This is a genomic window from Pseudomonas sp. PS02303, from assembly GCF_029959925.1.
In the GTDB taxonomy this organism is placed as follows: domain Bacteria; phylum Pseudomonadota; class Gammaproteobacteria; order Pseudomonadales; family Pseudomonadaceae; genus Aquipseudomonas; species Aquipseudomonas mandelii.
In genome coordinates this window covers 1-9,900 of the sequence record NZ_JASCOM010000217.1, presented here as the reverse complement: position 1 = coordinate 9,900, position 9,900 = coordinate 1, and the positions used below count along the sequence as shown (strand labels likewise).

Annotated in this window: 9 protein-coding genes; 7 read left to right on the top strand and 2 right to left on the bottom strand. The window is 60.5% G+C overall.

Annotated features, from left to right (window positions below):
- Positions 1-331: 331 nt before the first annotated feature.
- Both QMX98_RS27880 and QMX98_RS27875 read right to left on the bottom strand, forming a co-directional pair.
- Positions 332-1,807, bottom strand: a complete 1,476-nt coding sequence (locus QMX98_RS27880) for an inorganic phosphate transporter (RefSeq protein WP_010462556.1) — start codon at positions 1,805-1,807, stop codon at positions 332-334.
- A gap of 376 nt (positions 1,808-2,183) precedes the next feature.
- Positions 2,184-2,384 (bottom strand): hypothetical protein, encoded by a 201-nt coding sequence (locus tag QMX98_RS27875; protein ID WP_007935837.1) that lies wholly within the window; start codon positions 2,382-2,384, stop codon positions 2,184-2,186.
- Between the two features lie 679 nt (positions 2,385-3,063).
- On the opposite strand from QMX98_RS27875, the gene pcaR reads away from it, so the two are divergent.
- The 7 genes from pcaR to pcaG all read left to right on the top strand — a co-directional run bounded on the left by pcaR (position 3,064) and on the right by pcaG (position 9,810).
- A complete protein-coding gene (gene pcaR / locus QMX98_RS27870; RefSeq protein WP_010462552.1) occupies positions 3,064-3,906 on the top strand; it encodes a pca regulon transcriptional regulator PcaR in 843 nt (280 codons plus the stop codon).
- A gap of 128 nt (positions 3,907-4,034) precedes the next feature.
- Complete coding sequence (locus QMX98_RS27865; protein ID WP_282411697.1) at positions 4,035-5,381, top strand: MFS transporter; 1,347 nt, start codon at positions 4,035-4,037, stop codon at positions 5,379-5,381.
- 282 nt (positions 5,382-5,663) lie between these two features.
- A complete protein-coding gene (locus tag QMX98_RS27860) occupies positions 5,664-6,521 on the top strand; it encodes a CoA transferase subunit A (protein WP_282411696.1) in 858 nt (285 codons plus the stop codon).
- Entirely contained in the window at positions 6,521-7,300 is a 780-nt protein-coding gene (locus QMX98_RS27855) for a CoA-transferase subunit beta (protein WP_010462546.1), read from the top strand. Before QMX98_RS27860 ends, QMX98_RS27855 begins: the two co-directional genes overlap by 1 nt.
- Positions 7,297-8,502: a 3-oxoadipyl-CoA thiolase gene (gene pcaF / locus QMX98_RS27850; protein ID WP_193385797.1), complete on the top strand. Its 1,206-nt coding sequence runs from the start codon at positions 7,297-7,299 to the stop codon at positions 8,500-8,502. The genes QMX98_RS27855 and pcaF overlap by 4 nt, the downstream gene beginning before the upstream one ends.
- A 35-nt stretch (positions 8,503-8,537) precedes the next feature.
- On the top strand, positions 8,538-9,242 hold the full coding sequence (pcaH, locus tag QMX98_RS27845; RefSeq protein ID WP_010462543.1) for a protocatechuate 3,4-dioxygenase subunit beta: 705 nt from the start codon (positions 8,538-8,540) through the stop codon (positions 9,240-9,242).
- Between the two features lies 1 nt (position 9,243).
- Positions 9,244-9,810, top strand: coding sequence for a protocatechuate 3,4-dioxygenase subunit alpha (gene pcaG / locus QMX98_RS27840; RefSeq protein ID WP_077749557.1), 567 nt, complete (start codon positions 9,244-9,246; stop codon positions 9,808-9,810).
- Positions 9,811-9,900 lie beyond the last annotated feature (90 nt).

The following is a 9,900-nucleotide window of genomic DNA, read 5'->3' as shown; positions in this document are numbered from 1 at the left end:
CATCTGGGGGCATCGCCTCCGGTCGGCTTCGCTTCGACCTCCTCTCGATGTGTGCGGCTTCGCCGCACGGCGCTACGCGCCCCCCCCCAGATGAACGCCTCCACTCAGCCTCCCGAAGGGGCGGGCAGATCAAGAGCAGGCGAGCTAACGCTCGGCCTAATGAGTGGTGAGGAGCGAAGCGGGTACACCGAACCCCTTGTAGGAGCGAGGCTTGCCCGCGAAGGCGTCCTCACGGCCAACCATCTCTTTCAACAGACCCGGCAATGCCGAGCTGCAGGCCATAAAAAAGGCGCGAACCTTACGGAACGCGCCTCTTTGTCGCAGCCATGTATCAGCTGCCCAGTGCCTTCGATGCCAGCCAGAACAGGCCGGCCGACAAGGCCACTGTCGCGGGCAGGGTCAGGACCCAGGCCAGCAGGATGGTTCTCACGGTGCCGCCTTGCAGGCCGCTTTTATTGGCGACCATGGTGCCCGCCACACCCGAGGACAGGACGTGGGTGGTGGAGACCGGCAGGCTGAAGATGTTGGCCATGCCGATCAGGCTCGCGGTGGTGATCTGTGCCGACATGCCTTGGGAGTAAGTCATGCCCTGCTTGCCGATCTTCTCGCCGATGGTCAGCACCACGCGTTTCCAGCCGACCATGGTCCCCAGGCCCAGGGCCAGGGCGACCGCCAGAATCACCCAGAACGGGGCGTATTCGGTGGTGGTGGTCAGGTCTTTGCGCAGTTTGTCCAGGTCAGCCTTTTCACGGGCAGCGAGGCCAGGCAGCTTGCCGACTTTCTTCGCCGTGTCATCCAGGCAGAGCAGATAACGACGCACTTCGATGCGGCTTTCCGGCGACAGCGAGTGGTAATCCGCTACACCTTTAAGGGTGTCGAGGAGGGCGGTGATGGTCGGTTCGGTCTGTTGCGGGTTGCAACGGAATTTCTCCGGCAGATCGCCTTCCACGCTTTTGCCCAGGGCCAGGTACTCGCCCAAGGTGTCGGCGTTACGCTTGTAGAACTGGCTCAGGTGCAACGTCGCATCGCGGGTCCGTTCGATCTGGTAGGTCGTGCTGCCCAGGTCGAGAACGAACTGCGCCGGCACGATACCGATCAGCACCAGCATGATCAGGCCGATACCTTTCTGGCCATCGTTGGAACCGTGCACGAAGCTCACGGCCATGGCCGAGATCACCAGCACCAGGCGATTCCAGAACGGCGGGTGTTTCTTGTCGTCGATCTTGCGGCGCTGTTCCGGTGTCTTGTGCATCTTCGACAGAGGACGCCACCATTTAAGACCGATCAATATCAGCGCTGCGACCAGGAAACCCGCCATCGGCGAGAACACCAGGGACGCCCCGATGTCGATCGCTTTCTGCCAGTTCACGCCATCGGCCAACGCAATGTCGTTGATCAACGCGTTGGCCAGGCCGACACCGAGGATCGAACCGATCAGCGTGTGGGAGCTGGAGGCCGGGATACCGAAGTACCAGGTGCCCAGGTTCCAGGTGATGGCGGCGGCGAGCAGCGAGAACACCATGGCCAGCCCGTGACCGGTGTTCACATTGATCAGCAGTTCTACCGGCAGCAGGTGGACGATGGCATACGCCACGCCGACACCGCCCAGCAGTACGCCGAGAAAGTTGAACACACCGGAAAAGAACACCGCCAGATGAGGCGGCATGGCTTTGGTGTAGATAACGGTGGCCACCGCGTTAGCGGTGTCATGAAAGCCGTTAATGAACTCGAAGGCGAGGACAAAGGCCAGGGCGAGCAAGAGGCTCACAAGCACCCAAGCATCAAGTCCGCTGAATAAATCGATCATGAAGGTTTTCTGACCCGGTCATAAGGGGGCGCGATTATGCCAGAAAAGACTGCAAATCGATGCACTAGGTGCTCATCGGTAACATTCTTCAACGAATTAATTTGTGACGATGGCCTATCGCCGAGGTTTTTACCGGGTTTTGCAAGTCATTGAATTCAGATGAAAAGGCCGCAGCCACAAGGGTTTCTCTCGTGAGGCCGAGAGGCTTGAACACTTGTGTGAAATATCTGAGAAGAGGGTCAGGCAAGTGCCATTTGCCTCATCCGTAGGGTGAGGTGACCGCTGCCCGCTTGTAGCGGGCGCGAAAGGCATCATCAGAACACCCCGCTTTTAACGGGTGCCGATGCAGACCCTTGAAGGATTCAGGCCGAGGTATTCAGGGTTCTTCGGCTTTGAGTTCCTTTTCCATCTTCTGCAATTCCTGGGTGAATGCCTGATCCTGAACGGTGGCGCGTTTACGCCAGGGTTTGCGTTCGGGTTCGGGCTGAGCGGCGTAGGTGGTGACTTCCCCGCCGTAAACTTCCTTGTAACGTTGTTCCTGGCGCTCAAGTTCCGCGCGCAGTTCGTCTTTCGTCACAGTGCTACCTGTATGAGTTGAGATAAATTCTGGTGAAACGCGCTGCATGGAACCTATTGACCACACCCGTCGAAAGGCCAATACCCGATAAAGGCATCGTTTTTACGGCGTGCGAAAAATACTTCCATGTTGCAGGCGGCCACGGCACCAGAGAAAAACAGCTGACGTAGCATCAGTTACCTGTTTCAGCGAGCGCGTTGGCGGAGCATATGAAATGAGCGTCAAGCGCTTGCTGCAGGCAGCGACGATAGAATACCGGGCTGCCGGGTAGCGGGATCGGCACGTAAAAACCGCTTCGCCACTGAGGTGCATTATAGCGGTCGATCCGAAGAACACTATCGCTTGAGAGTTAAAAGTAGTTCTACCTGTGTGATTGTTTTGTTACTCACAACTTTCAGAGGTAACTAGGGTGGGGGTGATGTCACAGTGCAACGATGTCTTTCTGACGCCATAAAGTCGAACAAGTTAATCCCACTACATCAGCCCTTAATCAGTAAAGAATAAAAGCATGTTGCGGGCGCTGCGCAAATCAGCGCGCGCAGGTAGCCATCGCCTGTGAGGTCGATTGCGATTATCGGTCGATGGTTCGATAATCGCCCAATCTTGCGGCCTGTGGCTTGTGTGCCGGACCCGAAGCCGCTTGTAATAGCCGCTGATCCGTGTGGGAAAAGGACCTGATATGAACGATCAAATGCGCAATTCCTTCGCTTCAGTGGCGCCGCCGATCGTGGCCTCGCCCGCCAAGCGAATCCAGGCCCTGACCGGCGATCCGGATTTCATGACGTCCCTGGCTCGGGGATTGGCGGTGGTTCAAGCGTTCCAGGAGCGCAAACGGCACCTGACCATTGCCCAGATCAGCCACCGCACGGAAATTCCCCGCGCCGCTGTGCGACGTTGCCTGCACACCCTGATCAAACTCGGCTATGCCACCACCGACGGTCGGACCTATTCGCTGCTGCCCAAAGTGCTGACGCTGGGCCATGCCTATTTGTCCTCAACGCCTTTGGCGGTGTCCGCCCAGCCGTATCTGGACCGTATGAGTGAGCAACTTCACGAGGCCTGCAACATGGCCACGCTGGAGGGCGACGACATTTTGTACATCGCCCGCTCGGCGACCACCCAACGCCTGATTTCCGTCGACCTGTCGGTAGGCGGGCGGTTGCCAGCGTATTGCACGTCGATGGGCCGGATTCTTCTTGCGGCGCTGGACGACACCTCGCTGCGCGAATACCTCGACCATGCGGAGTTCCAGGCCAAGACCAGCCGAACCTTGCACACACCCGAGGCGTTGCTCGAATGTCTGCAGGAAGTGCGGCAACAAGGCTGGTGCATCGTCGATCAGGAACTGGAGCAGGGCCTGCGTTCGATTGCCGTACCGGTGTACGACGCTTCGGGCCAGGTGGTGGCCGCGCTCAACGTCAGTACCCACGCCGGACGAGTCAGCCGCAACGAGCTGGAGCAGCGTTTCTTGCCCGGTTTGTTAAGTGCCAGCCGTGACCTCAGCGCCCAGTTGTTTGCCTAAGCTGTTCGATAAACGCACAGACTCGCGTTTATCGAATTGACGCTGTTTCCCCGGGATCATTACTGTCGCGGCAGCGCCAGCCCTGAGCTGGCACCTGTCCGACTGCGTTCTTGCGTGGAATAAAAATAATGAACCAGCCTCAGTCTGCTGTAGGAAACTGCCTCGACGTGCAGTCCTTCATCAATGCTCAACCCATTTCGCGCTACCAGTGGCGAGTGGTGATCCTGTGTTTCCTGATTGTCTTCCTTGATGGCCTCGATACCGCGGCCATGGGCTTCATCGCGCCGGCCCTGTCCCAGGACTGGGGCATTGATCGCGCCAGTCTCGGCCCGGTGATGAGTGCCGCGCTGATCGGCATGGTCTTCGGCGCACTGGGCTCCGGTCCCTTGGCTGACCGCTTTGGGCGAAAAGTCGTACTGGTCGGCGCGGTATTGTTGTTCGGGGCTTTCAGCCTGGCCTCGGCGTACAGCACCAACGTCGATCAACTGCTGGTGCTGCGCTTCCTCACCGGCCTGGGCCTTGGCGCCGGGATGCCGAACGCCACCACGCTGTTGTCGGAATACACCCCGGAGCGCAAAAAATCCCTGCTGGTGACCAGCATGTTCTGCGGCTTCAACCTCGGCATGGCCGGTGGTGGGTTTATCTCGGCCAAGCTGATTCCGGCCTTCGGCTGGCACAGTCTGCTACTGATCGGCGGGATTCTGCCGTTGATCCTGACCGTCGTCTTGCTGTTCTGGCTGCCGGAATCGGCGCGTTACCTGGTCGTGCGCAACCGTGGCACCGACAAAGTGCGCAAGGCTCTCGCACCGATCGATCCGACCGTCGTCGCTCAGGCGTCGAGCTTCAGCGTACCGGAGCAAAAAACCGTGAAGGCGCGCAACGTGTTCGCGGTGATCTTCTCTGGCACCTATAGCACCGGCACCTTGCTGTTGTGGCTGACCTACTTCATGGGGCTGGTGATTGTTTACCTGCTGACCAGTTGGCTGCCGACGCTGATGCGTGACAGTGGCGCGAGCATGGAACAAGCGGCGTTCATTGGTGCGCTGTTCCAGTTTGGCGGGGTGTTGAGCGCAGTGGGCGTGGGCTGGGCGATGGACCGGTTCAATCCGCACAAGGTCATCGGCATTTTCTACCTGCTGGCCGGGGTGTTTGCCTACGCGGTAGGGCAGAGCCTGGGCAATATCACGATTTTGGCGACATTGGTGCTGGTGGCCGGGATGTGCGTCAACGGTGCGCAATCGGCGATGCCGTCGCTGGCAGCGCGGTTTTATCCGACTCAAGGGCGAGCGACCGGGGTGTCGTGGATGCTCGGGATTGGCCGTTTCGGCGCGATTCTCGGGGCTTGGATGGGTGCGACATTGCTGGGCCTGGGCTGGAACTTTGAACAGGTGCTGACGGCGCTGGTGATTCCGGCGGCGTTGGCAACCATGGCGGTGGTGATCAAGGGCATGGTCAGTCATGCGGATGCGACCTGAGTCCAGGCTCCGGAATCCTCGGCGGGTTTGATGGCCTCTTCGCGAGCAGGCTCGGTCCTACAGTCAATCGCGTTCTCCTGTAGGAGTGAGCCGGCTCCGGGCGGCGTTCCAGCGATGCTTTTTGGGATCGATAGTGAGACAACAATATGTTCGATAAACGAACACTTAGTCGATTATCGGATTGTTTGGTGTTTTGCACAGGCTTAACCTTCAGTCATTCCGGCGCTGCGCATCGCGCCTTTTTCTACCACTGTCGGTTCATCACAAACGGGAGCCTGCCCCATGGCTGAAATCCTTTCGCTGCACGACGCGGTGAAGCAATTCGTCAACGACGGCGATACCGTCGCGCTCGAAGGCTTCACTCACCTGATCCCTACGGCGGCCGGTCACGAAATCATTCGCCAGGGCAAGAAAGATCTGACGCTGGTGCGGATGACGCCTGACCTGATCTACGACCAGTTGATCGGCGCCGGTTGTGCTCGCAAGCTGATTTTCTCCTGGGGCGGCAACCCGGGTGTCGGTTCGCTGCACCGTCTGCGTGACGCGGTCGAGAAGCAGTGGCCGCACGCGCTGGAAATCGAAGAGCATAGCCACGCCGACCTGGCCAATGCCTACGTCGCTGGCGCCTCCGGCCTACCGTTCGCGGTACTGCGTGCCTACACCGGTTCCGACTTGCCGAAGGTCAACCCGCTGATCAAAACCGTCACCTGCCCGTTCACCGGCGAAGTGTTGGCCGCCGTGCCTTCGGTACGCCCGGACATCACCGTGATTCACGCGCAGAAAGCCGACCGCAAAGGCAACGTGCTGCTATGGGGCATTCTCGGCGTTCAAAAAGAAGCCGCGCTGGCGGCCAAGCGTTGCATCGTCACCGTCGAGGAAATCGTCGACGACCTCAATGCACCAATGAATTCTTGCGTGCTGCCGACCTGGGCCTTGAGCGCGGTCTGCCATGTGCCTGGCGGCGCGCATCCGTCCTACGCCCACGGTTACAACGAGCGCGATAACCGCTTCTACCAGGCTTGGGACCCGATTGCCCGCGACCGTGAAACCTTCACCGCGTGGATCGACGAATACATCCACGGCTGCGCTGACTTCAGCGAGTTCCAGGCCAAACTGGCCGCTGCTTCGGAGGCCAAGTAATGACTTACACCACCAACGAAATGATGACCGTCGCCGCTGCTCGCCGCCTGAAGAACGGTTCGGTGTGCTTCGTCGGCATCGGCCTGCCGTCGAAAGCCGCCAACCTGGCGCGCCTGACGTCTTCGCCGGATGTGGTCCTGATCTACGAATCGGGTCCGATCGGTGCCAAGCCAAGCGTACTGCCGCTGTCGATCGGTGACGGCGAACTGGCGGAAACCGCCGACACCGTCGTCCCGACCGGTGAGATTTTTCGCTACTGGTTGCAGGGCGGGCGCATTGACGTCGGTTTTCTCGGCGCCGCGCAGGTCGACCGCTTCGGCAACATCAACACCACTGTGGTCGGTGATTACCATGCACCGAAAGTCCGCCTGCCCGGTGCCGGTGGCGCGCCGGAAATTGCCGGCTCGGCGAAAAGCGTACTCATCATTCTCAAGCAATCGGCGCGCTCCTTCGTCGACAAACTCGACTTCATCACCTCGGTCGGTCATGGCGAGGGTGGTGATTCGCGCAAGCGTCTCGGCCTTCCGGGCGCCGGGCCAGTCGGCATCATTACCGACCTGTGCATCATGGAGCCCGAAGCGGACACCCATGAATTCGTGGTCACCGCGCTGCACCCGGGCGTGACTCGCGAGCAAGTGATTGCCGCCACCGGTTGGGCAATTCGCTTCGCAGGAAATGTCGAAAATACGGCTGAGCCAACGGATGTTGAGCTTAAGGCGCTCAGGGACCTGGAAGCCCGCACCGCCGCCGCCCACGGTCAGACACCGGGAGAAGCGTGATGCGCGACGTTTATATCTGCGATGCGATTCGCACCCCCATCGGCCGTTTCGGCGGCGGCTTGTCAGCGGTGCGTGCAGACGACCTCGCCGCCGTGCCGATCAAGGCCTTGATGGAACGCAACCCGTCGGTGGACTGGAACGCAGTGGACGAGGTGTTCCTCGGCTGCGCCAACCAGGCCGGCGAAGACAACCGCAACGTCGCCCGCATGGCGCTGTTGCTGGCCGGGCTGCCGGAAAGCATTCCCGGCGTCACGCTCAATCGCCTCTGCGCCTCGGGTATGGATGCGATCGGCACCGCCTTCCGCGCAATCGCCAGTGGCGAAATGGAGCTGGCAATTGCCGGCGGCGTCGAGTCGATGTCCCGCGCACCCTTCGTGATGGGTAAGGCTGATGCGGCGTTCTCGCGCAACATGAAGCTGGAAGACACCACCATCGGCTGGCGCTTCATCAACCCGTTGATGAAAGCGCAATACGGCGTCGATGCGATGCCGCAGACCGCCGACAACGTGGCCGACGATTACGAAGTGTCTCGCGAGGATCAGGACGCTTTCGCCCTGCGCAGCCAGCAGCGCACAGCCGCCGCGCAAGCTGCAGGATTTTTCGCTGAAGAAATCGTCGAAGTGCGGATTGCCCACAAGAAAGGCGAAACCGTCGTCAGCCAGGATGAGCATCCTCGTGCCGACACCACGCTGGAAACCCTGGCCAAGCTGAAGCCCGTCAACGGTCCAGGCAAAACCGTCACCGCCGGCAACGCTTCCGGTGTGAACGACGGCGCAGCAGCGTTGATTCTGGCCTCCGCTGAAGCAGTGAAGAAACACGGCCTGACCGCCCGCGCCAAAGTGCTGGGTATGGCGAGCGCCGGTGTCGCGCCACGGGTAATGGGCATCGGCCCGGTACCGGCGGTGCGCAAATTGACCGAGCGCCTCAGGCTGGCCGTCAGCGATTTCGATGTGATCGAACTCAATGAAGCCTTTGCCAGCCAAGGGTTAGCGGTACTGCGTGAGCTGGGCTTGGCGGACGACGCGGCCCAGGTCAACCCGAACGGTGGCGCCATTGCCTTGGGCCATCCGTTGGGCATGAGCGGTGCGCGCCTGGTCCTGACCGCGTTGCATCAGCTTGAAAAAACGGGCGGCAACAAAGGCCTGGCGACCATGTGCGTCGGTGTCGGCCAGGGTCTGGCCTTGGCCATCGAACGCGTCTGACGCCCGGCAGACTAATAAGAACAGAGGAAAGCGAAATGACTGACAAGCCTGGTTACCGTCGCCCGCAGGAAGGCACCCAGCCGGACTACCTGCACCCGACTTATCAATCCACCAACCTTCGCGCGCCGTCCAAGCCGTTGGTGTTTTTGCCGCATTCGTTGTCGGAAATTACCGGCCCGACCATCGGCGCCGAGCGTATCAACGAGAAGGACAACGACCTGACGGTGCAGCACGCGGGCGAACCGTTGGGCGAGCGCATCATCATCCACGGCCGCGTGCTGGATGAAGACGGCTTGCCGGTGCCGGGGATTCTGGTGGAGATCTGGCAGGCCAATGCCGCCGGGCGCTACAACCATGCCCGCGACCTGCACGACGCGCCGCTGGACCCGAACTTCACCGGTACCGGTCGCACCGTGACCGACGCCGATGGTTGGTATCAATTCCAGACCATCAAGCCCGGCGCTTACCCGTGGGGCAACCACCACAACGCCTGGCGTCCGGCGCACATTCATTTCTCGCTGTTTGGGCCGAGCATCCTGACGCGGCTGGTCACGCAGATGTATTTCCCCGGCGACCCGCTGCTGGCATATGACCCGATCTACAACTGCGTACCGGACACCAGCGCCAAAGAGCGTTTGATCGCCAGTTTCGACCTGGAAAAAACCATCCCTTCCTATGCCCTCGGTTATCGCTGGGACATCGTCTTGCGCGGCCGTGAAGCCACGCCGATGGAGAAATAAGATGACGCTGAACGCGACCACATCCCACACCGTCGGGCCGTATTACCACATTGGTTTGACCTGGCTGAACCGCGAAGACCTGACGGTCGAACAAACCCTGGGCGAGCGCGTGGCGATCACCGGGCAAGTCGTCGATGGCAATGGCGATTTCGTTAACGACGCGATGCTGGAAGTCTGGCAGGCCAACGCTGCCGGCAAGTACGACCACCCCGAAGACGACCAGGCCAAACCCCTGGACCCGAATTTCGAAGGCTTCGGCCGGGTGCCGGTGGACGCCGAAGGGCGCTTTCGTTTCACCACGATCAAACCCGGAACGGTGGAAGGCCTGAAGGGCTCGACCCAGGCGCCGCACCTGGTGGTGCTGGTGTTCGCTCGCGGGTTGGTGAAGCACTTGCTGACGCGGATTTACTTTGAGGGCGAACCGGCGAACGTCGACGACCCGTTGCTGGAGTGTGTGCCGGCCGAGCGCCGGGGTACGTTGCTGGCGAAGCAGGATGCGTCGGGTGTTTATCAGTGGAATGTGATCCTGCAAGGCACCGATGCCGAGACGGTGTTCTTCGACTACTGAAAACACCGCAGATCCCTGTAGGAGTGAGCCTGCTCGCGATGGCGGTGTATCAGTGCCTTCAGTGCTGAATGTCACTCCGCCATCGCGAGC

Coding starts and splice junctions, on each gene's coding strand:
- QMX98_RS27880 (WP_010462556.1), bottom strand. CDS start 1,807: ATGATCGATTTATTCAGCGGACTTGATGCTTGGGTGCTTGTGAGCCTC.
- pcaR (WP_010462552.1), top strand. CDS start 3,064: ATGAACGATCAAATGCGCAATTCCTTCGCTTCAGTGGCGCCGCCGATC.
- QMX98_RS27865 (WP_282411697.1), top strand. CDS start 4,035: ATGAACCAGCCTCAGTCTGCTGTAGGAAACTGCCTCGACGTGCAGTCC.
- QMX98_RS27860 (WP_282411696.1), top strand. CDS start 5,664: ATGGCTGAAATCCTTTCGCTGCACGACGCGGTGAAGCAATTCGTCAAC.
- QMX98_RS27855 (WP_010462546.1), top strand. CDS start 6,521: ATGACTTACACCACCAACGAAATGATGACCGTCGCCGCTGCTCGCCGC.
- pcaH (WP_010462543.1), top strand. CDS start 8,538: ATGACTGACAAGCCTGGTTACCGTCGCCCGCAGGAAGGCACCCAGCCG.
- pcaG (WP_077749557.1), top strand. CDS start 9,244: ATGACGCTGAACGCGACCACATCCCACACCGTCGGGCCGTATTACCAC.